Consider the following 25,857-nt stretch of genomic DNA (forward strand, 5'->3'; position numbering starts at 1 on the left):
GGTAAGTGATAAAATTTCAATGTGTTATGATCTTGCTCAAAGATAAATACAAATATGAGAACCAAGATATAATAGGGGATATTATATATATTAGGTGTAAAATTATTAATTTAAACAACTTTGTATATCAAGGTACGGCATAACATGAAGAATATTCTATTAACGCTTCTCTTATTAGTTTACACATCAACTTCCTTTTCTCAGAAAAAGCAAGATCGAATTTTATAAAATAGAAATTCCTAAAATCAAAATATCCGTATCTTGCTCCCCATGAGTTTTTTAACGGCAGAATGGAGAAAGTTGGCTATAGCAAATTATGCAATAGATGCCCGGATTTTAACGCCTTACCTTCCTATTGGTACGGAACTAGATATGTGGAACGATACATGTTATGTTAGTCTGATTGGCTTTTTGTTTAAAAACACCAGGCTTATGGGCATTCGGGTGCCATTTCATTCTAACTTTGAAGAAGTCAATCTGCGCTTTTACGTGCGATATAAGGATAAGGGAATCTGGAAAAGAGGTGTAGTTTTTATTAAAGAAATAGTACCAAAGTTTGCCCTTTCATTTGTTGCTAATACAATTTACAATGAGAATTATGTCGCTATGCCTATGGCGCATAGTTGGATTGAAACTGAGCAAGAGAGGATCGTGGAGTATAAATGGAAGTGCAAAAAAGAATGGCAGCGTTTTAGCATAACAGCAGAAAAAGAGCTTTCATCAATTCAGGAAGGAAGTGCGACTGAGTTTATTACAGAGCATTATTGGGGATACGCTAAGTATAGCGATGTTAAAACCAATGAGTACGAAGTAAAACATCCGAAATGGGACCATTATGAGGTTAAAAATTACAAGATCGAAGTAGATTTTGGCTTGACTTATGGGGAACGTTTTAAGTTTTTAAATTACCAGAATCCAGTATCCGTTATGCTAGCTGAAGGATCGGAAATTTCTGTAGAGCGCAAGACACAAATTATATTTTAGTTTTATACTATCATTAGCTTCTATGCCCGTAATAAAATTGCATTGCAGGGCTATAGTTACTTACTCAAATATTTGCTGCGATACTTTACAGGCGTACTACCTATAATTTTTTTGAAGTGCCTGTAGAAATTGGAGGCGTTGTTAAAGCCAGATTCCATACAAATAGTCTCTACCGTAAGGTTGTCTTCAATCAGCATCCTGCAAGCATGACTCACTCTAATCTCGGTCAGGAAATCAAAGTATGTTTTTTTAGTCATCAACTTAAAATATCTGCAAAAAGAAGTGACGCTTAAATGGCTGAGTGAAGAAATTTCTTCCAAGCTAATCTCTCTTTTGTAATTGCTCAGCGTATAATTGCAAATCTTATTGATGCGATCAGTGTCAACCTTATTACTTTGGTAAAAAGCGTGCGTGTTGGTAATCGTATCATACTCGTCTGTTTCTGCAAGTGTGCTTAAGATAGACAAAAGGATGGTCAGTCGATTCAGATTCTCTGCATGCAAAGCTGTGCTCATCAATTCCGACAGTTTTTCTTTGGTTTCTCCTTTAATAACTAATCCTTTTTTAGCGCGTTCATATAATTTCGAAATTTTATAGGCCTCTGGGAGATTTAATAAGTCGTAACCCAGACAATGAGGTAGGAAATGAATCACGATAGCCTCAACATTCGAATCAGATCCCTGCTCAAAATATTTGTCTTTACATCTCCAGGTATGCGGCAGGTTTTCTCCCAGCAATACCATTTCACCATCCGAAAAATTGCTGATATTGTCACCTATGAAACGGACACCCTCACCCTTTTTTATGTAATGAAGCTCCAGCTCGGGATGGTAATGCCAGAGCGTTCCAAAATTCGCCAAAACATCATGTCTTATACTATAAGAAGTTTCCAATTTAACAGGTACTTTGTGAAAATGTGGCTTCATAATTTATATCCGTTTACTTTAAAATATCAAAAATTTATATTGGCTCATCGGTTACCAGAATGCGGTCTTTACTGGATAATCTAAATTACTATAAAAAAAATGTTAAAGAACGATTTTATGATAAGATATCATATAAATTGGGCAAAAAATCGCAAAGTTTTTAGCCCGATGCTCGCTGTGTTTATGTTATGCTACTTTTTGAATTGAAGGTATGGAATATATTATCCGTCAAAATGACGAATAATATTGTGATCTTATTTGAACTTTTTAGTATGATAAGATAGTACATCGATGTATGATCAAAATGATCTGAGTTGGTTTTGAAAAATCAACCTCAATAAGATAAAGAAAGATTACATGATAACATATTACATAAACTAGGCAAATACTCGTAGAGATTTCAACTCAACACTCCCCATATTTGCGTAAATCAAATTTTTGAATTGATGGTGTGAAGTATATTATCTGTCAAAACGACAAATAATATTCAAGCGAAATTTAAACTTTTTAACATGACAACATATACTGAAAAACAAGTTTACCTTGTATGTAGTGGAGATTTGCGTTTGTCGGCCAATTTGAGTTGCTGGGCGGCGCAGGTAGAAATGGAAGACCTATTGGGAAAAGCATTGAATGCGCAGGGCTGGACAGTAAAAAGAGCCCATGCTTATGACGAAAAGAAGAAGCATGGATTTATAGATTCTCAGCGTATGGGCATCGAAGTATTTAAAGCGATAGATCCTAACGTTCCACTTATTGTAGCCGAAAGTGTTTGGCAATACTCACATCATGTCCTGGCTGGACTGACTACCCATAAAGCGCCTATTTTAACTGTTGCCAACTGGAGCGGCCAATGGCCTGGATTGGTAGGAATGTTGAATCTTAATGGTTCTCTTACCAAAGCTGAAGTAAATTATAGCAGCTTATGGAGTGAGGATTTTAGCGATGATTTTTTTAATAAGGGTTTAGCCGAATGGTTGTCTACGGGGAAAATTACTCATGATGCCAGTCATGTAAAGGCCTTTAATGCAGTAAATATACCACCGGCTGATGAAGCTGTTGGACGTAAATTTGGAGGTATCCTACGTGATAATAAAGCGATAATGGGTGTTTTTGATGAAGGTTGCATGGGGATGTTTAATGCAATTGTTCCAGATGATCTGTTGCATAAAACAGGAATATTTAAAGAACGCTTAAGTCAATCTGCCCTTTATGCTAAAATGCGGACGGTGACTGAACAGGAAGCTGAGAAAGTACTTGAATGGCTGTTGCAAAAAGGTATGACCTTTAAATGGGGAACTGAGAGTTTAACAGAACTTACCCGCGAGCAAACCCTCGACCAATGCAAAATGTATATTGCTGCAATGCGCATGGCCGACGATTTTGGCTGCGATACCATTGGTATTCAGTATCAACAAGGTTTAAAAGATTTAACCGCCACCAGTGATTTGGTTGAAGGCTTATTGAACAATCAGGACAGACCGCCAGTATTTTCAGAATCAGGGAAAGAATTATATGCAAATGAAGCTTTGCCACATTTCAATGAAGTTGATGAGTGTGCGGGTATAGATGCCTTGGTGACTTATCATTTGTGGAAGGAGCTAGGTATGCCTGGCGAAAACACTTTACATGATATTCGTTGGGGTGAGCATTTTAAAGGGGATGGTATCGATGATTTTGTATGGCTGTTCCTGATTTCAGGAGCTGCACCACCGGCACATTTTATCAATGGATATGCTGGCGCAAGTAGTGAAAGACAACCACCTATGTTTTTCCATCTTGGTGGTGGAAGTTTGAAAGGTATCAGTAAACCTGGAAGTCTGGTTTGGAGTAGAATTTATATCCAGAACAATGCCTTACATTGTGATTTGGGTGTAGGTGATGCCGTATTTTTACCAGCAGAAGAAACTGAGAGACGCTGGCAAAATACCACCCCTCAATGGCCGATTATGCATGCTACCCTTAGTGGCGTATCACGCGATCAGATGATGGCACGTCACCAGGCAAACCATATACATGTTGTTTATACTACTGATGAGGCTTCATCGCATAAAGCTTGCCGTATCAAAGCGGCAGCGTTAGAAGAAATGGGAATCACAGTACATTTCTGCGGTGATGTCGATCACGAAGGAAAAAAATATGCTTAAGTCTGGGATGGAATCTCAATATGTAATTGGATTGGACTATGGTACCGATTCGGCCCGGGCCCTGCTCGTTGACGCACAGACGGGTAAAGAATTAGCTACAGCGGTTCATTCGTATAGCAGATGGAAAGCGGGGAAATACTGTGATACGAAAGTGTCACAGTTTCGCCAACATCCACTGGATTATATCGAAGCGATGGAGCTTACGATTAAAACGGTGTTGGCTAAGGTTTCTCCGGAAGTACGGAAGAATATTAAGGGGATTTCTATCGACACGACAGGTTCTACTCCAGTAGCTGTTGATGAGCAAGGTTGCCCATTAGCCTTACTGCCTCAATTTGCAGATAATCCAAACGCCATGTTCGTATTGTGGAAGGATCATACGGCAAATACAGAAGCGCAGGAAATTAATGCACTTGCTAAAAAATGGGAGACTGATTTTACAAAATATTCTGGCGGGGTCTATTCTTCGGAATGGTTCTGGTCTAAAATTCTTCACATCCTCAGAGTTGACGAAGCGGTGGCGAAAAGTGCTTTTTCATGGGTTGAACATTGTGACTGGATGCCGGCATTATTGACTGGTAATACCGATCCGCTGAAATTGAAACGTAGTCGTTGTGCGGCTGGACACAAAGCCATGTGGCATCCTGAGTTTGAGGGTTTACCTGCTCAGAACTTTCTGAGCGCATTAGATCCTTGCTTATCTGGAATTCGTGGGCGCTTATATTCAGAAACTTATACTTCTGATGAAAGTGTTGGGACAATTTCAGCTGACTGGGCAAATCGATTGGGACTACCTGATGACGTCGTAGTAGGTGTTGGTGCCCTTGATGCTCATTTTGGTGCAGTAGGGGCTGCAATCAAGCCTTTTACCTTAGTCAAGGTAATGGGTACATCAACATGTGATATGTTAACAGTCCCTGTAGATGATTTTGATGGTCAGCTGATCAAAGGAATATGCGGACAGGTTAACGGATCCATTATTCCGGGGATGATCGGTATGGAAGCTGGACAATCTGCATTTGGCGATTATTATTTCTGGTTTCAGGAGGTACTTTCATTTCCTATAAAAGAGCTTAGTGCCGGCATTTTATCTGCTGCTGAAATTGATCAGATTACTGCAGCTATACTTCCGGCATTAGCCGAGAAGGCTCGTAAAATCCCTGTAACAGAATTGGATGTTGTAGCCTTAGATTGGATCAATGGCCGTCGTACACCTGATGCCAATCAGCAGTTAAAGGCGGCAATTATGGGACTTGGCCTGGGGACTGATGCTCCCGCTTTGTTTAAAGCATTTGTAGAGGCTACAGCATTTGGCTCCAAAGCTATTGTTGAGCGCTTTGAAATGGAAAATGTGCCAATTAATGAGGTGATTGCCATTGGTGGGATTGCTAAAAAGTCCAGTTACATCATGCAGACCCTTGCAGATATTTTAAACGTAAAGATTGCCGTCGCAACTAGTGAGCAAGTATGTGCATTGGGAGCTGCTATGTTCGCCGCAACGGTTAGCGGTATACATCCGGACATCAGTACTGCACAAAAAATGATGACCAGTGGTTTTGATCAGGAATACTTTCCAGACAAAGATCGCGCTGTGATTTATGAGCAACTGTACAGGAAGTATAAAAAATTAGGTGATCTGATCCAGGATTTTGTTTTACCTGAAGAAGTTTTTGAGCAAAAACCAGTATTACAATAAAGAATAGAATGAAATTATATAAAACGCTAAAAGGCATATTTATTTCAAAAGGTGATGCCAATTACCTTATTGAAAACCATAATTGGGACAATTTAATCAATAGAGATGATTTGTATACTTACCTGCAATTTCTTATATCTTCCTTAGTACCAGTTCAAGATGATGCTTTTGCTGCATCAGATCTGGAGGCTCCTATAGCACAACAAGAAATTTGGGCTGCAGGCGTTACCTATCTGCGCAGTCGCGAAGCGAGGATGGAAGAGGCAAAGGAAAGTGGTGGAGCTGATTTTTACGATAAAGTATATCATGCAGAACGTCCAGAGCTTTTTTTCAAATCAACAGCCGCACGTTGTGTAGGCACTGGAAAATCGGTTCATATCAGAAGAGACACGACCTGGAATGTTCCAGAGCCTGAGTTAACCTTGTTTGCGACTTCAAGCGGTAAAATTGTGGGGTATACGATTGGAAATGATATGAGTTCTCGTGATATTGAAGGCGAGAATCCTTTATATCTGCCACAGGCAAAATGCTATGATAATGCTGCAGCTATAGGTCCCTGTTTATATGTTCCAGAACAGCCGATTGATCCAGATACAAAAATCCTTATGAATATTGAAAGGGATGGCCTGGAGGTGTTTAAGGGCGAGATCTCCATCAACCAAATGAAGCGTAGTCATACTGAATTAATTGGCTACCTTTTTAGGGAGACCAGCTTTGTTCATGGCGTTTATTTAATGACAGGCACTTGTTTGGTGCCACCTAATGAATTTACGTTGAGAGAGAAAGATATCGTTAACATCAGTATTGAAGAAATAGGCACTTTGACCAATACGGTCTCATTTAAAAATATCGAATTATAATGAATTTAACAGGAAAACAGATCATTGGGAATGATCTTGCAGGGGGCGGAACAAATTCCTTTCAGGCGATAAATCCAAAAAATGGAGAAAAATTAGCTACTGCTTTTTTAGAAGCAACAGCAACAGAAGTTGAAGCGGCAGCAGTTAAGGCTAGTCAGGCTTTTCAACTATATCGTGTTAAGAGCGGAGAGGAACGTGCTCTTTTCTTAGAAACCATTGCCAGCGAAATAGAAGCTTTGGGACCTGAGTTGATAGAGCGCTGTGTTTCAGAGTCAGGATTGCCTGTTGGCCGTATCGAGGGCGAACGTGGTAGAACTATGGGACAGTTGCTATTGTTCGCGCAGTTTTTGAGAGAAGGATCTTGGGTACAGGCAACAATTGATACAGCAATGCCAGATCGTAAACCATTGCCAAAACCAGATATTCGTTCTATGCAAAAGGCATTGGGACCTGTGCTTGTATTTGGTGCAAGTAATTTTCCATTGGCATTTTCAGTTGCCGGTGGCGATACCGTTTCGGCTTTGGCAGCGGGTTGCCCTGTAATTGTAAAAGCACATCCTGCCCATCCTGGAACTTGTGAATTAATCGCTACAGCAATCATCAGCGCAGCAAAGAAAACCAATATGCCAGATGGCGTATTTTCTATGTTACATGGAGGGATCGCAATTGGTACATCATTAGTGATGCGTCCAGAAATAAAGGCAATTGGATTTACAGGATCGTACACAGGCGGTAAGGCTATCTTTGACGCTGCTGCAAGTAGAGCAGAACCTATCCCGGTGTATGCCGAAATGGGGAGTGTAAACCCGGTATTTGTTTTGCCAGGTGCGATAAAAGATACAGCAGATAGTATTGCCCAGGGTTTTAGTAACTCTGTAAATTTAGGTGTAGGTCAGTTTTGCACAAATCCGGGTATGCTTTTGCTTCAAAGATCTGCTGAAAGTAATTCGTTCCTTAATCAGGTTGCTATAGAATTTGCTGCATCTTCAGGCGGTACTATGTTGACTCCGGGGATACAAAGTGCTTATACCAAACGTACAGCGCAGACTAAATCGCTGAATGGGGTTAAATTATTGGCCGAGGGCAAAACTTCTGAAGATTTTACTGGTGTTACTCCAGCACTTTTCTATACCAATGTGCAGAACCTTCAACAACATGAATCGCTTGCAGAGGAGAATTTTGGGCCTTCAAGTATAATTGTTCAGGCAGAAGAAAAGGAAGACCTGTTGAAAATAGCTTCAGAATTATCGGGACATCTAACGGCTACTGTTTTTGGAACGCCAGAAGACCTTGAAACATACAAAGAACTACTTTATATTTTGGAGCAGAAAGCTGGAAGGTTGATCATTAATACTTTTCCTACTGGTGTAGAGGTTACACACGCTATGGTACATGGTGGACCGTTTCCAGCGACTACCAATGCTAGCAGTACTTCAGTAGGGACAAACGCGATTTATCGTTTTACAAGACCCGTTGCTTATCAGGGCTTCTCTGAGGCGTTATTGCCAGCAGAACTTAAGGATAGCAATCCTTTAAACATTACAAGGAAAATTAACGGGAAATGGAAAGGGTTTTAAAGGTTCATCCAGCAGATAATGTTATTGTTGCCCTTCAGAATTTAAAGGAAGGCGAAGTTGTTGTTTATGACAATGAGGAGTTTGTTCTACTGGAAGATATTGACGCAAAACACAAATTCGTAACGAAACACCTACAGGTAGGAGATGAAGTGATCATGTATGGGGTTCTGGTTGGCAAGGCTCAGCAGGAAATTAAAATCGGACAACGTATAAGCACCACCAATCTAAAACATGATGCCGAAGATTTTTCTGTTGCAAAACGCAAACAATTACCTAAGTGGCAAGCTCCGAATGTAGACAAATGGATAAACAGAACCTTTAACGGCTATCATCGATCGGATGGAAAGGTTGGGACGGCTAATTACTGGTTAGTCATTCCATTGGTTTTCTGTGAAAATAAAAATATCCTTAAACTTAGGGATGCATTTGATAAGGCGCTGGGTTTTGGCCAAACTGAAGCCTATGAAAATCAGGTGGCAGATTTAGTGGCAAGCTACAAGGTTGGCGGACTAGAGTTGGTGAAGGCTTATCAGCCAAAAGAATTTGCCGCTCAAAAGGGCGCTTCTGGTACTGGAAATCTGGAGAAGCTCTTTGCCAATGTGGATGGTATTAAGTTTTTGACGCATGAAATGGGCTGTGGTTGCACCAATGAAGATGCGCAGCGTTTGGCCGCTCTATTTGCTGCCTATGCTTGTAATCCAAATGTTGGCGGGATTACCATTTTAAGCCTGGGGTGTCAGAAAACAAGGTTCGAAGACTTTCATGAAGAGGTTAAAATACGTAATTCAAGATTTGACAAACCTATATTGTTTTTTGAGCAGCAACAATATGGTACCGAAAGTGCAATGCTTTCGGCGGCGATAAAAGAAACCTTTATCGGCTTAACAGAATTAAACAAAGTTAAACGTACACCAGCACCGCTTTCGGCCTTAACCATCGGATTGAAATGTGGCGGAAGTGACGGATTCTCAGGTATTTCGGCAAACCCAGTTTTGGGACATTTGTCAGATTTGCTGGTCGCCTTGAATGGAAAGACACTCCTCGCCGAGTTCCCAGAACTTTGCGGTGTGGAGCAGGAGTTAATTAATCGTTGTGAAGAGGAGAGTGCTGCGTTTAAGTTCGAACACTTGATGCGCTCTTATGTTGCTATAGCAGAAGCTCAACATGCCGGATTTGACATGAACCCATCTGCTGGAAACATTAAAGACGGATTAATTACAGATGCCATTAAATCTGCTGGTGCTGCCAAAAAAGGTGGAACTGCGCCTATTAAAAGTGTACTAAATTATACTGAACTTCCTAAAGCACCTGGATTACATTTGGTGTGTACACCCGGCAATGACGTACTCGCAACAACGGGACAGACGGCTAGTGGAGCAACAATCATTTTATTTACAACAGGCTTGGGCACACCAACAGGTAACCCGGTTTGCCCGATCGTAAAAATAGCCACCAATTCTATATTAGCTCAAAAAATGCCAGATATTATAGATTTTGATTGTGGTGGAATCATCAGAGGGGAATCTACAATTGAACAAAAGGCAGAGGAATTACTGGATTATTGTATTAAACTTGCAAACGGAGATTATTTAACCAAGTCTCAATTGCTGAGACAGGATGATTTTATTCCATGGCAACAGAATGTTAACCTTTAATTATTGATAAGATACTACATAATGTAGAGAAAATCTATAATATGATCGTATTCTTAACGGGATACTTTTGTATAACCTTATATAAATTAACAATGAAAAACCTACCAATATTAGACCTAGCTATTATACTCGCCTACCTTGTGGGCATGGTAATGGTTGGTGTTTACTTTTCCCGTAGAAACAAAAACCCTGAACAATATTCCAAAGCCTCGGGTTCCATACCTGGCTGGGCTATTGGATTATCTATTTATGCTACTTTTTTAAGCAGTAATACCTTTCTAGGTGTACCGGGTAAAGCTTTTGGTTCCAATTGGAATGCCTTTGTATTCAGTATTTCTATGCCACTTGCAGCTTGGGTTGCCGCTAAATATTTTGTGCCATTTTATAGGAATACCGGTGAGGTTTCGGCTTATACAAACCTCGAAAAGCGTTTCGGACCATGGGCTCGTACTTATGCCGTAGTTTGTTTTTTACTTACGCAATTGGCTCGTATGGGCTCGATATTTTTTGGTATCTCCCTAACACTACAAGCATTAACCGGCTACAATATGCAGGTGATCATGCTGGTAACAGGTATCTGTATTGTTATTTATACGGTAATGGGAGGTATTGAAGCCGTAATATGGACCGAAGTTGTACAGGGCATATTGAAAACGCTTGGTGCAATTTTGATCATCTACCTGGTTGTGTCCAATATGCCTGGTGGGGTGTCAAAGATTATGGAAATTGGTAGTAGAGACAATAAGTTCAGTCTGGGGAGCTTTAGTCCTGATTTTACGCAAACTACATTCTGGGTGATATTATTATATGGTTTCTTTATTAACCTTAATAATTTTGGAATGGATCAGAATTATGTACAACGCTATCATACGGCTTCCTCTGCAAAAGAGGCTTCTAAATCTGTATGGCTTTGTGTATGGATTTATGTACCAGCGTCCTTATTGTTTTTTGTAATAGGAAGCTGTCTGTATGCATACTATCAGGTTAATCCGGAGATGATAGAGCCTGTTAAATTGCAGGTGGCAGCTGAGCGTTTAGGCGCGGGGGTATCGGCAATAGACATCCAGAATTTGGCAGCAACGCTTCAACCTGCAGATTATGGAGATAAGGTAATGCCACATTTTATGGTAACAATGATCCCGACTGGGCTAGTTGGCCTGATTGTTTCGGCTATTCTTTCTGCGGCAATGAGTACCATCAGTTCAGGAATGAACGCTTCCGCCACCGTATTTACTGAGGATATTTATAAACGTTATTTTAAGCCTGGCATTAATGATAAGCAAAACATGAGGCTATTGCATATCTCAACCGTGGTGTTTGGTGTGGTCGGTATGATATGTGGTATTGCTATGATTGGTGTAAAAAGTATTCTGGATATCTGGTGGCAGTTGTCGGGGATATTTGCGGGGGGGATGCTTGGTCTATTCCTTTTGGGGATCATCAGCAAGAAATCTGGTAATATGGAAGCTTTTGCAGGTACGATAGTCGGTCTAATGGTTATCCTATGGATGTCGCTTTCTTATTTAATCCCTGAGCAATATGCTTACCTCAGAAATCCATTAAATGCCAATATGATCATTGTGGTAGGTACGCTCTCTATCTTTTTAACGGGTACAATTATTACACGATTCAAAGGGAAAGTGGCAGCAGCGTAAAATCCAACATTCGAAACACCATGATATGGTGGCTAAATAATTTAAACAGAAAAAGCATTATGTAAGTAATGCTTTTTCTGTTTAAAAGGGTTTATCTCTGACGTATTCATTGTCAATTAATTTGTCATGGATTATCGAAAAGTAACATTTTTGATAAGATCATACATAAGCTGGAGAAAATGCACCATATGATATCGCTTTTACCCTGATACTTTTGTATTAGTAGCGCATCGATGCTAAGCAATGATAGCTAAACAAGGATTGATATCTCATGAAAAAAAAAATATAATGAACAAATCAGAAAAAGGATTTATACCAGTAATGCTTACGCCATTTAAAGACAATGGCGAGATTGATTTTGATGGACTGACAAAACTAACAGAATTATATATTGAAGCAGGTGCGGCAGGCTTATTTGCAAATTGCCTATCAAGTGAAATGTTTGAACTTACCGAAGGAGAAAGGCTTAAAGTAGTTGACCATGTTGTGAAATCTGCTCAAGGCGCTGTTCCGGTGGTGGCAACAGGTACTTTTGGTGGTCCGATAGCAGAACAGGCCGACTTTGTAAAACAGATTTATAACTGCGGTGTAGAGGCTGTAATTGGTATTACTGGTCTATTGGCGGGCGAGCACGATGGTGATGATGTGTTTGATGCAAATGTAGCCAGCTTATTAGATTTAACGGAGCAAATTCCTATGGGATTTTATGAATGCCCTGTTCCTTACAAACGCTTAATTTCTCCAGCACAACTCGGTCGTCTGGTAGCTACGGGCAGGGTGACTTATCATAAAGACACTTGTTTGGATATAGAACAGGTGAAAGCTAAGATTGCTGCAACTCAAGGTCATAAATTTGGTTTGTACGATGCTTATATGGCGCATGCAGTGGCCTCTTTAAAAGCCGGATCGGCAGGTCTCTCTTGCATACAAGGAAACTTTTTTCCTGAATTGATTGTGTGGTTATGCAATAATTACGACAACAATGATTTAAAGCTTGAGGTGGACAAGGTACAGCAGTTCTTTATCGACAATATGGATGTGATGCATAATGTATATCCTATAATTTCGAAGTATTATCTGCAAAAGAGAGGTTTGAATATCTCTACTTTTACAAGAAGAAATGACGTGGGGATTTTCGATGCAAAAATTAAAACTGATATAGATGCATTGAGTGGCAGATATGACATTTTAAAAGGTGAACTGGAAATAAAATTCGAAGTAGCTTAGTTTAAAAAAGTTTTTAGTACGGATAGAAAAGGGTCGCTTTGCCAGCGATCCTTTTCTATTTAAACAGAATGCTGTTTGTACAAGGAAACATTCAGAATATGATAATTTAGTACAGTAAGTGGAGAAAATATATAACAAGCCTATCTTAGCATAAGGTTAATTTAGGTTACCGCTAACGAGCTATTTAAAAATATGAACATTAGAAGTATAAATAGAGTTTTGTATATAAGTTTCCTGACTGTTATCGTCTTAATTAATAAGCCAATACATTTAATTGCACAGGTTAAAGGTGCAGATCTTCGGCACCTGAAATATAACAATCCTGGCTTAACTGTCGATTTGGGTGTGGGATTATGGGCATGGCCAATTCCGATTGATTATGACGGCGATGGTGACATGGACTTGCTGGTTTCCAGTCAGGGGAAACCATTTAATGGTGTTTATTTGTTTGAAAATACTAGCGGTGATCAAAACCCTGTGTTTGCAAAGCCTGTATTGCTGTCCAAATCAATAAAAGATATCCAGGTTTCCTATGTAGATGGAAAACCACGTTATACGGTTCCAGGAGCAGAGCTAATCAACTTTACTAAAACTTTTGCTAAGCAAAAGAAAAAGCTGTTCCCTGCAGACTCTATCATGAAGGATATCAAAGGGAGAAACCGATTTAACCAATGGAAGTTAGTGGATTATGACCATGATGGGGATGTTGATATTGTAGTAGGGGTGGATGATTGGATTGATTATGGTTGGGATAATGCTTATGATAAAAAAGGAAATTGGACAAACGGACCACTTCATGGTTATGTTTATCTCATTGAAAACCAAAATGGAACGTATGTAAATAAAGGCCGGATGAAGGCCGGTGGGAAGGTATTGGACGTATTCGGAGCACCAACGCCTAATTTTGCCGACTTTGATGGTGATGGAGACCTTGACCTGATCTGCGGAGAATTTTTAGATAAATTGACCTATTTTGAAAATATCGGCACAAAGCTAAAGCCTGAGTATGCAGCGGGAAGATATTTGGCTAATGATGCTGGGGTAATTAAAATGGATCTGGAAATGATCATTCCTGTTTCAGTAGACTGGAATAAAGATGGTCATACAGATTTGGTTGTTGGAGATGAAGATGGTCGTGTAGCCTTTATTGAAAATACAGGAAAGGTAAAGAATGGTATGCCTCAGTTTAAGTCGCCAGTATATTTTAAGCAAGAAGCGGATAATGTAAAATTTGGCGCGCTGGTAACCCCATTCGGTATAGACTGGGATGGTGATGGCGATGAGGACATCATTTGTGGTAATTCAGCAGGTCATATTGCTTTTATAGAAAACCTTGGAATTTATAATGGAATGCCGCGCTGGGCAGCACCTAAATTGCTGCAAAGTAATGGAAAAGAGATCCGCATACAAGCAGGAAATAATGCCTCTATACAAGGTCCTGCGGAAGCCAAGTGGGGTTATACCACACTATCTGTTGCGGATTGGGATGGAGATGGACTTAAAGATCTTATCGTAAATTCTATATGGGGTAAAGTAATTTGGTATAAGAATATTGGAACTAAAACAGCACCTAAACTTGCGAAAGAACAGCAGGTTAATGTTGATTGGGGGAATTCGATCATTCCCAAGCCATCATGGAACTGGTGGAATCCTCAACCTAAAGAATTGGTTACACAATGGCGTACAACTCCTTATGCCATAGACTGGAATAAAGATGGATTGACGGATTTGATTATGTTGGATACAGGTGGTTATCTGTCCTATTATGAACGCTTTAAGAAGGGTAATGAGCTGTTGTTAAAACAGCCTAAAAGAATATTTCAGGCAACCGATTTTGCTGGATACGAAGGTAATCACAAAGTAACGGATAGCTTGGCGGGCCCATTGAGACTCAATACTTTGAAATTTGGTGCAAGTGGGCGTCGGAAATTCGCTATCGCAGATTGGGACCTTGATGGAAAACCTGATATTTTGGTCAACAGTGTCAATGTGGGCCTGATGAAAAATATGGGAACGAAAAATGGCCTGGTACAGCTTAAAAATGAAGGACTCCTTGCTGAATTAGTACTAGCTGGTCATGACACTAGTCCAACTACGGTGGACTGGAACAAAGACGGTATTCCTGATCTTTTAGTCGGCGCAGAAGACGGGCACCTTTATTATTTACCTAACCCTGTAAAAAAAAAGTAATGCGGGAGAAACAATTAACGACTGATCCGAAGGGTCATTTCTTAAATACCAATCAATGTTTTTCAGCAGATGGGAAATGGCTGGTTTACGATACCCGAAATGACGATAGTAAAATAGGTAGTACTGGTAGTATTGAGATGGTAAATGTAGTTACAGGAGAAATGAAGCAACTTTACCACACAAAAAATCAAACTGAATATGGCCCGGGCCTTGGGGCGGTTTCCTTTTCACCAGCTGTTAACCGTGTGATTTTTATCCATGGAATAAGAAATGCTAATGAGAAAAATCCATATGGGTTTACCCGTAGAACAGGCGTAGCAATTGATGTCAATAATCCTGAGGTACCCATTTTTATGGATGCAAGGGATATCATAGCACCATATACATCAGGTGCATTACGTGGCGGAACTCATGCGCATTCATGGAGTGGAGACGGGCAAAGATTGAGTTTTACCTACAATGATGAGGTGATCGCGCAATTGAGTAAAACTAATCCTGATGTTCAGGACCTCAGAACTGTGGGCGTTATGTTCCCTGGAAAGGTAAAGGTCACTGATGACGCAAATGGCGAAAACAACAGCGGTGAGATGTCTTCTGTAGTGGTTACAAAGGTTATAGAAAATCCAATTGCAGGTAGTGATGATATCGATAAGGCTTTTGATGAATGCTGGATTGGGAAAAAAGGTTATCAGAAAGCCGATGGAAACTGGCAGGGAAGAGCAATTGCCTTTCAGGGAAATGTGAAGGACGAGACCGGTCAGACTAAAACAGAGATCTTTGTGGTTGATTTGCCGGCGGATTTAACTGAAGCTAATCCTGGTGAAGCCCTTGCCGGAACCGCTAACCGTAGACCAGATGTGCCGAGGGGTGTAAAACAAAGAAGGATTACGTTTACGAGAAAAGGTGTCCAAGGTCCACGTCATTGGCTCAGATCTAGTCCTGACGGTACACATATTGCTTTTTTATCAAAAGACCCTTCTGGCTTTATAAATGCCTTTGTAGTTTCGCCTAATGGCGGACGGGTAAAGCAGGTTAGTTTTCATTTGTTTGATATTCAAAGTGGACTGAATTTTAGTCCCGATGATCAATACATTAGTTATGTTGCGCAAAATGCCATTTATATTACGGAGCTGTCTACCGGGGAATCCAAACAATTAACCGAAAACTCAAGTGACGATAGCCGACCTGTGAGTGCTGTAATATGGAGCCCGGATGGCAAGACCATGACTTATAACCGCTATGTAAAAGATGCTGGAGGCAATTACCTGCAGATTTTTTTACTTCAATAAAGCATACAATAGTGGATCTTTCGATCTACTTTCGATCCCTCTATTGAAATTTACAGACGCTGATGGCTTACACTTTAATGAAAAAGAAAGTGTCAATTTTGAAGTTGCCGGTAATGATAAGGTATTTTATCCTGCAAAAGCCCAGCTTACAAAGGATGGCAAACATAACTTGCCAGCCTCATCATTTAGAACGGATAGCTGGGAGCTGAAATAAGTTCTTTAACTTTGTGCTTTTAATTAGCTATTCATCATACAAGCACATATAATGTCTGACCCAGTATATGAGAATTCAGCCTTCTGTCCCTTCAGCGATTCCTTAGAAATCGAAGCATTGGCAGTTGGACTTAACTTTTCTTTAACTGAGGAGCAGCATCCACTTTGTCTGCTTGCTGCAAATGAACTACAGCTTCATTTGCAGCAACAACAAGAATGGTCGCATAATTTCGGTTTGTCTTCCGATGCAGAGGGGATGGTTATTGGAAAAATGTTTGGAGTACTTGTCGTTCGGACAAAAGAAGGTGTATTAGGCTATCTGGCTGCATTTTCTGGGAAATTAGCAGGTAAAAATCATCATGATAAGTTTGTGCCACCAATTTTTGACGGGCTTACAGAAGGAGGATTCCTAAATATAGGTATGGAAAAACTTACCCAAATGAATAAGGAAATTAGTCATTTGGAATCCTTCAAAGATCGAGTCTATACCTCGGAGATTGAACGCTTAAAAACATCCAGAAAAAACTATTCTAACGCTTTACAGTATAGAATTTTCGAACAATATCATTTTTTGAACAAAGCAGGCGAATCAAAAAGTCTCCTTGAAGCTTTTGAGCATACCGCTGCTCAGAAACCACCAGCAGGAGCAGGGGAGTGCGCTGCACCTAAATTGCTGCAATACGCATTTCGTTACGAAATGAAGCCATTGGCACTGGCAGAATTCTGGTGGGGTCTGTCGCCCAAATCCAGCTATTGGAAACACGGCCATTTTTATCCACCATGTCGCGAAAAATGTGAACCCATTCTAGCGCACATGCTTACTGGTTAATATACCTCGTATACGATAAGACGGTTATTTAATATACACCGTTTTGATATTCACAAATTCATGGATTCCAAATGATCCGAGTTCTCTACCATATCCAGATTGGTTGATGCCCCCGAAAGGTAATCGAGGGTCGGATTTGACTAGCGAATTCACAAAGCATGATCCTGCCTGTAATTTTGTTCTGGCAATTTCTTCTCCAACTGAGCCATCCTTAGTAAACACTGCAGCACCTAATCCAAATTGTGTATCATTCGCTAAGGCGATGGCATCTTCCGTGTCCTGAGCCGTTAAAATAGCCGCTACGGGACCAAACATTTCCTCGCTATAAGCCGGCATTCCCTTTTTTATTCCGGTTAATATAGTTGGTTGATAAAAAGCGTGATTGCCTTTAAACAGGGGTACCTGTCCACCTAGTATGCATTTAGCACCCATTTCTATGTTCTTTAATACCTGCTGATGAAGTTCGTCGCGTAAGTCTGCTCTGGCCATGGGCCCCAGATCATTTTCCGTATCCATCGGGTCGCCCAATTTTCTTTGCTTCATCTTTTCCATAAACAGCCGGGTAAAGTCCTTTTCTATTTCCTTTACCAGGATAAACCTTTTTGCAGAAATACAGCTCTGTCCATTGTTAATCAATCTGCTGTTCGCACAAATGGTTGCGGCCTCTTCCAGATCAGCATCAGCTAAAACAATATAAGCGTCGCTGCCACCAAGTTCCAATACGGTCTTTTTCAAAACTGAAGCCGCCTGCGCGGCAACTTTCATCCCCGCCTCAGTACTGCCAGTAAGCGTAACTGCTTTTATATTAGGATGGGAAATGACTTGACTTACAGCGTTACTACCAATCATTAATGTTTGAAACACATGATTAGGGAAGCCCGCATCCTTTACCAATTTTTCAATCGCTAAGGCACAACCAGGAACATTAGAGGCATGTTTTAGCAATCCACAATTGCCAGCCATCAAAGCAGGGGCAAGGAACCTGAAAACCTGCCAGAAGGGGAAGTTCCAGGGCATAATAGCCAATACAACACCAATAGGCTGAAAGCTAACGTAGCTTTTTGAAGCCTCTGTAGCAATTAGCTGATCTTTAAGAAAGTTGGCCCCATGTTCCGCATAATACTTGCAAACACCAGCGCATTTGTCAATTTCGGCAGCCCCATCTTTTACAGGTTTACCCATTTCCATGGCCATCAGATTGGCAAGGTTGGCTCTTTCTTTATACAGTTGATCGGCAAGCTCATTTAAGCAGGCCAATCGTTCCTGAAAACTGGTTTCGCGCCATTTCAACCAGGCACTATGCGTTTGTTCAATTTTATGAATAACCACACTGTCAGCGTCCTCTTTATAGGATTTGATAACCGCTCCGTTGGTTGGGTTGATAGATTGTATACTCATGGTATGCTATTAAATTAATTAGCTGCGGCCTAAAATGGCTGCTACTATTAGGATAACACCAATTTCCTGATTTTTGTGTAAATATTCTTTAATAAAACGCATAGCGTTTACCATATGACTGTTTACTGTGGCTACGGTAATTCCCAAGGCTTCGGCAGCTTCCTGATAAGATTTACCTTCAATCTTGCAAAGTTTAAATACATTACGGCGTTGATCAGAAAGCTTGTCAATGGCTTCCTCAATAATCCCCCAGGTTTCTTTACCTATCAGGTTTTCTTCAGTGTGCAGGTAATAATCTACAGCATTGATCAGCAGACGGTCATGTAAGCGCTTATCCTTAGAAACCTTACGGAAATAGTCAAAAACAAGATTATTGGCTATCGTATATAAAAAAGCGGTAAATGACTGCTCCAGTTTAATATCCTGTCTTTTCTCCCATACCTTCAAGAATAAATCCTGTAACAGCTCATCAGCAATGGATTCATCTTTCACAATTCCATTGATTTTTTTGTAGAGCGCTTTACTGTAAGCAAGATATATTGTATTAAATGCAGACTCGTAGCCCTGCTTTAACTGCAATAGCAAATGCTGTAACGCTCCCTCTTCTACAAAAACTTTCAATGGTAATGGTTGGATTGGTTATTTTTCAATGATATACAATATTTTTTAGTATTCAATATGTTTTATGAAAGCTACAACGTAGCTGAAATTATTGTGTTGATTGTGAGCTTGTTATTAAATAATTGTAAATAATTAAATAAAGGCATCAATGTATTTCCCTTTAGGTCCGTATTGGTTTAATATAGGGCCCGTACTCAAAGCTATGTAAATATGATGGATGATTTAAGTAAACTTTTTAGCAAATATATAAACGATGGCTGTACCGTAGCGGAAATTAAATTGTTGATGCAGCATTTTACGGAAGTAGAGAGTGAAACCGAGCTAAGAGAAGCGATAACGGCAGAATTGGAAAAAGATACCAAAGAAGCTGCAGATGAAGCCGAGCTTGATAACCATATGTTACGTATCTATGATCAGTTAAAACCTAATTTAAATGCTAGAAGCCAGCAAGATAATATATTACGTCCGATTAGGAATTACTTTAAATATAGTGTTGCCGCGGCCATTTTTGTTGTTTTCTCAGTGGTACTTTACTTTTACATCAATGATAATAGACAAGCAAAACAAGGCGACTTAACCGCTCAACATCAAGGTAACGATGTTAATCCAGGAGGAAACAAAGCCATACTAACGCTTGCCGATGGCTCTAAAATTTCCTTAACCGATGCTGGAAATGGAGAACTGGCTAAACAGGCTGGAATTGTTGTCACTAAGACAAAAGACGGACAATTGGTTTATGAAATTAGCAAAGGAAATGCGGCCGCTACTGAAGTCCTGTACAATACCATTAACACTCCGGCAGGGGGGCAATATCAGATCAATCTACCTGATGGAACTACAGTTTGGCTAAATGCACTATCTTCTTTAAGGTATCCAACAGTTTTTAATGCTGCCAGGCGTAAGGTTGTGTTAACTGGTGAGGCTTATTTTGAGGTAGCTAAAAATCCCAATCAACCGTTTGTGGTAACTACAAACGGAGCTGGAAAAGCACAAGATGTAACTGTACTGGGAACACATTTTAATATCAATAGTTATCAAAATGAAGATGCTACTAAAACAACTTTGTTGGAAGGATCTGTAAAAGTAGCTGCCTCAGCTCAAGATGTTACGATTAAGCCGGGACAACAAGCCATTTTAAATAATACGCTGAAGGTGATGAATGTTGATGTTACGCAAGCCATCGACTGGAAGAATGGCAATTTTTACTTTAACGATGAAAATATTGAAAGTATTATGCGCAAACTGGCCCGTTGGTATGATATCGACGTTATTTATAAAGGCCAAATACCAAGTATAGATTTTGGTGGCGAAATCTCAAGGACCAAAAAACTATCAGAAGTGCTAAAAGTATTAGAAACAACCAGAACAATTCATTTTAAGATCGAAGGAAGGAGGGTTACTGTTATGCCATAACTCTACAGTTTATGTAGGTATTGAACCTATCAGTAATTCAGTATAAAAAAACCAGGAGTGCTTGGACCCACCCCTGGCTATAAAGGCTGATTTATTCAATAACAATGTTTCGCACACGATAATTAACTAAAACCAAACCTAAACCCCTAATCTTAATCAGGGGCTAAAATTCAAATGTATGAAATTTTATGCGCTATTTAAATGCAGGCATTTAGCCCGCTTGGCACAACCAATTTTGCGTATTATGGATTCGGTTTCACGGCTGATTCATAATACAGATAAAAGAAAACTGATTATGCGAATCAACCTAACCGTAATTCTGTTAACCGCGTCCTTACTTCAGGTAAGTGCAGGTGGTTTTGCACAGAAAATTAACCTCACACAAAGCAACATCTCTTTAACCCAGGTTTTTAAAGAAATCAGGAAACAAAGTGGGTATGACTTTGTTTATGCTACTCCACAAATTAAGCTCGCCAGAAAAGTAGATATCTTTGTCAGAAATGCATCTTTAACTGATGTGTTGGAAAAGTGTTTTCTTAACCAACCCTTTACCTACGAAATCCAGAATAAAACTATAGTGATCAGGGAGCGGACTGATGGATTTACCGCGCCAGATCGCAGGATAGAAGGTACTGTTATGGACAGAAAAGATGGATCTCCAATAGCGGGTGCCACTGTGTTGGTTAAAGGCACTAAGCTGACAAGCCAAACAGATGGAAAGGGTAAGTTTAGCCTAAATGTTCCTAATGGTGCTGAAACCTTGATTATACGTTATCTAGGCTTTAAAACTCAGGAAATTGCATTGTCCAATTTTGTAAGCTTCACCATTAGGATGGAAGAAGATGAGCGGCTTTTAGAGCAGGTTGTGGTATCCACAGGATATCAAACAATCGCAAAAGATAGGGCAACAGGCTCATTTTCACAAGTGAAACAGGAGGATCTGGAGCGGAAAATTACGCTAAATCTGGTGGATAAATTGGAAGGTATGGCTAGTGGGTTACTGCTCACAAGTAACCTCCCTAACTCGAGCGGACGCCCTACTAAAAGCTCGCTGTTGAGCATTCGGGGACGTAGTACCATCAGTGCTGCACAAGATCCTTTAATCGTTGTGGATGGTTTCCCTTTTGAATCTGATTTATCTTTGCTCAATCCAGAAGATATCGCTACGATCACTTTTCTAAAAGATGCAGCTGCGGCTTCGATATGGGGTGTAAGAGCTTCTAATGGCGTTGTTGTCATTGAAACAAAGAAGGGTAAAGCGAATAAACCTCAAATCACTTTCTCTACCAATTTTACTATAGGTGGAAAACCAGATTTAGGTTATAGGCCAGTTGCCAGTTCTGCTGATTACCTTGATTTTGAAGCTGAAGGTGTAAATAAATTGCTTATTCCTGATCCAAAAGGTAAATCAGCGCCTGCGATTTCATCGGGTGCCGATATCTTTTTCCGCTTTAAACGCGGTGAGATTACTGCTGCACAACGTGATGCATTGGTACAACAACTAAGTGGATATGATTATAAAACGCAATACTCAGAATACCTGTTGCAAAAACAACAGATACAACAATATAACTTATCTGCCTCTGGCGGAAATGAGTTGGCAAAATATTTTTTTTCAGGCTCCTATAGCAAGGAGTTGCCTGTGGCTAAAGGTGATCAGACAGAGCGTTTTACTTTAAATTCTAAAAATGATTTCCAGCTTTCTAAAAGGTTGGATGCTTCAGCAGGGCTAATGCTCATGATGAACAATAGCAAAAACAATGGTCTTGGCTTAACGCCGCTACAGCCTGGCATAAGCACCTTTTTGCCTTACGACAGAATCGTGGGCGATGATGGAAAGCCTGTACAATACGCACGTGCATTTAATGCAGCAACGCTTGATCCTTTAGAAAAACAAGGCTATTTGCCTTGGAGATATGACTATTTATCTGCGCTTTCTGATGCGGACAACACGGTCAGATATAGCCAGTTTAGGATTAATGGAAGTTTACAGTATAAAATTATAGAGGGCCTAAGTGCTCAGGCAAGTGGATTGTATGAACGCTCTTTTCAACGCAGCCGAAATTACTATAGTCAAGATTCCTATACCACAAGAAATGCAATAAACACCGCGACTTCTATACTTGCTGGAAGTAATCCTGCAAAATTAGTTTACGGATTGCCTTTAGGTGCGATTCTGGATCAGGGCAATAGTGACATGGAACAGTATAACGTGCGTGGACAATTCGTTCTGAATAAAAAATTGGGTACTGATCATCGCGTGGATGCGGTAGCTGGTATAGAAATGAGGCAGGTATGGACTGCAGGTGCTACCACCAGGCTGTACGGTTATGACGACCGGACATTGAGTTCTATGCCTGTAAACTACGCAACCCAATATACCACGGCAGTTACAGGTAATAAAACTACACCATCTTTACCGAATACACTTTCAGATGTGAGAGACCGCTTTTTATCCTGGTATACCAATGCCAACTATACCTTTAAAGAAAAGTATGTGATTTCTGGAAGTGCGAGGTTAGACGATTCTAATCTTTTTGGAGCCAGTAAAGAATACCGGGCCACGCCGTTATGGTCATTAGGAGGGATGTGGAAATTGGGACAAGAGGATTTTCTTCAATTGCCTTTTGTAAATCGCCTAAACCTGCGTGTGACTTATGGTGTGAATGGAAATGTAGATAAAACAACCAGTCCATTCCTTACAGCAACAGTTTCAGGATTTCCAGATTTTTACAATGGTTTAAGCTATGCTTCGATTACGAATCCTGCCAATCCATTACTTCGTTGGGAGAAAACAAAAACTTTCAATGTTGGTGCAGATGTATCTCTTTGGGAGGACAGATTAGAGTTTAATCTTGATATCTATAAGAAAAGAAGTTATGATTTGCTTGGTCCAGCCGAATTTAATGCGACTTATGGCTTTACCTCACTTAAAGTAAACACAGGAAGACTCGATAATCATGGAGTAGACCTTAATCTTACGGCTGACGTGCTGAGGGGTGGCGATTTTCAATGGAAATCCCAATTGAACTTCGGGTATAATGAGAATAAGGTGGTGTCTTCTAATCTTCAACGCGATAATGTAAGTTATTATCTTAATAGTGGTCCAGCCGGAAATAACCCAATCGTAGGGAAGTCTATTGATGGGATCTATAGTACCAATTGGGGTGGCTTGGACAATAAAGGAAGACCAACGGTATTAACGGGCGATGGAAAACAAATGTTTACTGAGAATGACATTTCTAATGATCTTTCTACCTTAACCTATAGCGGAACAACAGTTCCTAAGTATTTTGGAGGCTTTACCAATACATTTCGCTATAAACAGTTTGATTTGTCCTTCATGATCACCTATAAGTTAGGCTATGTATTCCGCCGACCTTCGATTGATTACTTTAGCTACTTTACGCAAAAATCAATACATAGTGATGTTGGCCAGCGTTGGAGACAACCTGGTGATGAGGCGAAAACTAATGTGCCTGTAATGCCAAGCAATGGGGTTAATTACAGTGCTAACTGGTATACCTCATCTAATCAGCTGATCGAGAGCGGATCCCATATTCGATTTAGAGAGCTTTCTCTATCTTATAGTCTGGCACCGTCTATCGTAAAACAATTGCACATGCGTCAATTGGCTGTGATGGCCTACGCCCGCAATTTGGGATTGATCTGGGCTAAAAATAAGGAAGGAATTGATCCTGATTTTGTGCCTTCAGCTTATTATACCATTCTCCCAACTCCGGCTTCATTTGCGCTTGGACTGAGGGCTTCCTTTTAATTTTAAATCTTGAATTATGAGACAAACTTATTTATATCTTTTATGCTTTGTAGCCATAGTTTCCGGTTGCAAAAAAGATTACTTAGATATCAAACCAAAAGGGAAAGTGATCCCTTCGATTTATAAAGATTTCAGACTGATTCTGAACAGTACAAGTAACATGGCATCCTCATATGGACAGGATGAGTTTGTTACTGATAATGTGGAATTCTACGAAGCTCAGGGACTTAGTTATCTGGGGAATTCCAGCTATAAACTGCACACCTGGCAGAATAATGTTTATGTAAGTACAGACAATGATTCGCAATGGAGTAATTTATATAAACAGATTTATCTGTCCAACGTAGTTTTGGATGGAATGAAAACCGCAACGGGTGGCTCAGAGAAAGAACGGAACCAGTTGATCGGTGAAGCCATGGTTCACCGTGCTTTTGCCTACTTCTCACTAGTTAATATTTATTCGACTCAATATGATGCTTCTACAGCTAGTGCAGATCCTGGAGTGCCCTTGTTATTAGAACCAACTACCACTGCGCAGTTAGTTCGGGCAAGTGTACAAGCGGTATATGATCAGGTCTTTATTGACTTAAATAAGGCTATAACCTTGCTATCTGTAACAAGTACTTCTACCTATGAGCCATCGCTTCCTGCTGCATATTCCTTACTTGCGCGCGCTAGTCTTCAGATCGGAAAATATCCGGATGCACTACAATACGCCTCAAAAACTTTGGAGCTTAAAGGTACTTTGGCAGATTATAATGATTATGCCGCAAGTCCAGCCACTACATTTCCACTGAGCAGGAATAATCCTGAAACCTTGTTGTTGAAGAATGTATCCAATTCATATTCATGGTTTTCTATGAGCCATGATTTACAAAATGTGTTTGCTAGTTCAGTTGGCGACCTTCGTTTTCAGATCTTGTTTAGTACCACTCAGGATCCTTTTGTTGGTTATGTCTATTATATGGGTGAATTTCTTGCCTTTGATACCAGAACAGTTGGGCCAACGGTTGCGGAAATGTACCTGATCCGTGCCGAATGTGAAGCCAGGGCTAACAATGCAGGTGGAGCAATGCAGGATGTTAACCTATTGCGTAAAAAGCGCATTCTTAAAGCTAGTTATGTTGATTTAACGGCTTCTTCTGCAGACGATGCATTGTTAAAGGTTTTAGCCGAAAGGAGGAGAGAGTTGTGCTTTAGGGGGCTTCGTTTGTTTGATCTGAAAAGGTTAAATAAAGAGCCGCGTTTTGCCAAAACACTTACACATAGTTACAATGGGGAGAATTTTGAATTGAAGCCCAATGATTATCGTTACTTGTTTCCAATTGCGCCAAAGCTAACAAATTTGAATCCAGAATTGGCACCAAACCAAAGGAACTAAGTCCTATTCAAAAAAAAA

General features: G+C 40.2%; 18 protein-coding genes. 15 read left to right on the top strand and 3 right to left on the bottom strand.

Annotated features, from left to right (window positions below; genetic code table 11):
- The first annotated feature begins 270 nt into the window (after window positions 1-270).
- Window positions 271-984 carry a YqjF family protein gene (locus BLS35_RS19180; protein ID WP_090784245.1) on the top strand — a complete coding sequence of 238 codons (714 nt, stop codon included), beginning with the start codon at window positions 271-273 and terminating at the stop codon, window positions 982-984.
- A gap of 56 nt (window positions 985-1,040) precedes the next feature.
- Here BLS35_RS19180 and BLS35_RS19185 read toward each other — a convergent pair whose 3' ends face one another.
- Complete coding sequence (locus BLS35_RS19185; protein ID WP_090784248.1) at window positions 1,041-1,910, bottom strand: AraC family transcriptional regulator; 870 nt, start codon at window positions 1,908-1,910, stop codon at window positions 1,041-1,043.
- A gap of 512 nt (window positions 1,911-2,422) precedes the next feature.
- Here BLS35_RS19185 and BLS35_RS19190 point away from each other — a divergent pair.
- The 11 genes from BLS35_RS19190 to BLS35_RS19240 all read left to right on the top strand — a co-directional run bounded on the left by BLS35_RS19190 (window position 2,423) and on the right by BLS35_RS19240 (window position 17,248).
- A complete protein-coding gene (locus tag BLS35_RS19190; protein WP_090784251.1) occupies window positions 2,423-4,057 on the top strand; it encodes a fucose isomerase in 1,635 nt (544 codons plus the stop codon).
- Window positions 4,050-5,753 carry a ribulokinase gene (locus BLS35_RS19195; protein ID WP_254778974.1) on the top strand — a complete coding sequence of 568 codons (1,704 nt, stop codon included), beginning with the start codon at window positions 4,050-4,052 and terminating at the stop codon, window positions 5,751-5,753. Before BLS35_RS19190 ends, BLS35_RS19195 begins: the two co-directional genes overlap by 8 nt.
- A gap of 8 nt (window positions 5,754-5,761) precedes the next feature.
- The gene (locus BLS35_RS19200; protein ID WP_090784256.1) at window positions 5,762-6,613 is read left to right on the top strand and encodes a fumarylacetoacetate hydrolase family protein; all 852 of its coding nucleotides are present in this window, start codon (window positions 5,762-5,764) and stop codon (window positions 6,611-6,613) included.
- Window positions 6,613-8,190, top strand: coding sequence for an aldehyde dehydrogenase (NADP(+)) (locus BLS35_RS19205; RefSeq protein ID WP_090784261.1), 1,578 nt, complete (start codon window positions 6,613-6,615; stop codon window positions 8,188-8,190). The genes BLS35_RS19200 and BLS35_RS19205 overlap by 1 nt, the downstream gene beginning before the upstream one ends.
- Entirely contained in the window at window positions 8,175-9,845 is a 1,671-nt protein-coding gene (locus tag BLS35_RS19210) for a UxaA family hydrolase (protein WP_090784264.1), read from the top strand. The genes BLS35_RS19205 and BLS35_RS19210 overlap by 16 nt, the downstream gene beginning before the upstream one ends.
- A 92-nt stretch (window positions 9,846-9,937) precedes the next feature.
- Entirely contained in the window at window positions 9,938-11,500 is a 1,563-nt protein-coding gene (locus BLS35_RS19215; protein WP_090784266.1) for a sodium:solute symporter family protein, read from the top strand.
- Between the two features lie 288 nt (window positions 11,501-11,788).
- Window positions 11,789-12,727 (top strand): dihydrodipicolinate synthase family protein, encoded by a 939-nt coding sequence (locus BLS35_RS19220; protein ID WP_090784328.1) that lies wholly within the window; start codon window positions 11,789-11,791, stop codon window positions 12,725-12,727.
- Between the two features lie 192 nt (window positions 12,728-12,919).
- Window positions 12,920-14,917, top strand: a complete 1,998-nt coding sequence (locus BLS35_RS19225; protein WP_090784268.1) for an FG-GAP repeat domain-containing protein — start codon at window positions 12,920-12,922, stop codon at window positions 14,915-14,917.
- On the top strand, window positions 14,917-16,206 hold the full coding sequence (locus BLS35_RS19230; RefSeq protein ID WP_090784270.1) for a DUF3748 domain-containing protein: 1,290 nt from the start codon (window positions 14,917-14,919) through the stop codon (window positions 16,204-16,206). Before BLS35_RS19225 ends, BLS35_RS19230 begins: the two co-directional genes overlap by 1 nt.
- A gap of 43 nt (window positions 16,207-16,249) precedes the next feature.
- Entirely contained in the window at window positions 16,250-16,420 is a 171-nt protein-coding gene (locus BLS35_RS27895; protein WP_165973346.1) for a hypothetical protein, read from the top strand.
- 51 nt (window positions 16,421-16,471) lie between these two features.
- Window positions 16,472-17,248, top strand: a complete 777-nt coding sequence (locus tag BLS35_RS19240) for a pseudouridylate synthase (protein WP_090784272.1) — start codon at window positions 16,472-16,474, stop codon at window positions 17,246-17,248.
- Between the two features lie 24 nt (window positions 17,249-17,272).
- Here BLS35_RS19240 and BLS35_RS19245 read toward each other — a convergent pair whose 3' ends face one another.
- Both BLS35_RS19245 and BLS35_RS19250 read right to left on the bottom strand, forming a co-directional pair.
- Complete coding sequence (locus BLS35_RS19245; RefSeq protein WP_090784274.1) at window positions 17,273-18,646, bottom strand: NAD-dependent succinate-semialdehyde dehydrogenase; 1,374 nt, start codon at window positions 18,644-18,646, stop codon at window positions 17,273-17,275.
- Window positions 18,647-18,664: 18 nt separating this feature from the next.
- Complete coding sequence (locus BLS35_RS19250; protein WP_090784276.1) at window positions 18,665-19,267, bottom strand: RNA polymerase sigma factor; 603 nt, start codon at window positions 19,265-19,267, stop codon at window positions 18,665-18,667.
- Between the two features lie 210 nt (window positions 19,268-19,477).
- Between BLS35_RS19250 and BLS35_RS19255 the strand changes: the two genes are divergently transcribed.
- From BLS35_RS19255 to BLS35_RS19265, 3 genes are all read left to right on the top strand, one after another.
- Window positions 19,478-20,680 (top strand): FecR family protein, encoded by a 1,203-nt coding sequence (locus BLS35_RS19255; RefSeq protein ID WP_090784279.1) that lies wholly within the window; start codon window positions 19,478-19,480, stop codon window positions 20,678-20,680.
- 178 nt (window positions 20,681-20,858) lie between these two features.
- Window positions 20,859-24,458 carry a SusC/RagA family TonB-linked outer membrane protein gene (locus BLS35_RS19260; RefSeq protein ID WP_090784282.1) on the top strand — a complete coding sequence of 1,200 codons (3,600 nt, stop codon included), beginning with the start codon at window positions 20,859-20,861 and terminating at the stop codon, window positions 24,456-24,458.
- Window positions 24,459-24,474: 16 nt separating this feature from the next.
- The gene (locus BLS35_RS19265) at window positions 24,475-25,839 is read left to right on the top strand and encodes a RagB/SusD family nutrient uptake outer membrane protein (RefSeq protein WP_090784284.1); all 1,365 of its coding nucleotides are present in this window, start codon (window positions 24,475-24,477) and stop codon (window positions 25,837-25,839) included.
- Window positions 25,840-25,857 lie beyond the last annotated feature (18 nt).

The sequence above is a fragment of the Pedobacter sp. ok626 genome, from assembly GCF_900100435.1.
In the GTDB taxonomy this organism is placed as follows: Bacteria; Bacteroidota; Bacteroidia; order Sphingobacteriales; family Sphingobacteriaceae; genus Pedobacter.